Source organism: Photorhabdus sp. RM96S (assembly GCF_042879335.1).
Classification (GTDB): Bacteria; Pseudomonadota; Gammaproteobacteria; order Enterobacterales; family Enterobacteriaceae; genus Photorhabdus; species Photorhabdus kayaii.
This window is the reverse complement of record NZ_JBHFKT010000139.1, coordinates 1-843: the sequence shown is the minus strand read 5'-3', so window position 1 is coordinate 843 and position 843 is coordinate 1. Positions and strand designations below refer to the sequence as shown.

Below are 843 nucleotides of genomic sequence, written 5' to 3'. Positions count from 1 at the left end.
CTTCACGAGATGAGCTTTGTTGTAACCCGCCCCATCCACAATAAGGTGAATTTTTTGATGATAGTCAGGATAAGACTTTCTTATTTCATTGAAAAAACAGCAAATGTTGTAGTCATTAATGGTTTGATATTCCTGGAACACCGTACGACCAATGGCATTCAGGTTGAGCGCGCCCAATATATTCAGGCGAGTCCGGCTTCCTGTTGTTTTGACTGTTTTTTTCTCGCCCTTTCGCATCCAGCCATAACTGAGTTTGGTACCTTGAGTCGGGTGAACAGCGTCAAGAAAAAGGATGGGTTCGTCTTTCGCTGTGACTTTAAGATTCTCATAATATTCAATAAATTGTCGCTGTTTTTCTGCGTCGAATTTATGAGGGACGCCACAAGGTTTTTTATAAGAAAAACCCTGACGGTGTAGCCATTTATTCATGCCGGGAATGCTAAAGGTAATCTTCCAGAGCTGAGCAACATAGGCCACGATTTCATGGGTGTGATGGAAAAGATGTTGAGATAAGTGATTGATTAAAAAATCAGTTTGTTCTCGGGAAAGCAAACTATCAGACCCCCCATTATCAGATTTAAGTTTACCTTGATTAAGGTAATCACTGATATGGCGGTCAACGGTGGTCTGATGGAGTCGCAATGCCTGGGCTATCATCACAGAACTCCACCCTTCAGAAGCCAGAAGGATCGCTTTTATTCTGTCTCGTACCTGACCATCACGAGTGGTGTCGTGAAGACGTTCAAGTTTGATTTTTTGTTCTGATGTAATAAATATTTTCATAGCGAGGATAATGATCTCCATTTCGGATAAAATCAAGCATCTTCAATGATTACGGGTATA

The 843-nt window shown here is 41.3% G+C and carries 1 protein-coding gene; it reads right to left on the bottom strand.

Features of this window, described 5'->3' with window-relative positions; all coding sequences use genetic code 11:
- On the bottom strand, positions 1-783 hold a 783-nt coding region (locus tag ACGF49_RS24635), incomplete at its 3' end, for an IS630-like element ISPlu3 family transposase (RefSeq protein ID WP_387493344.1).
- Between the last annotated feature and the right edge of the window lie 60 nt (positions 784-843).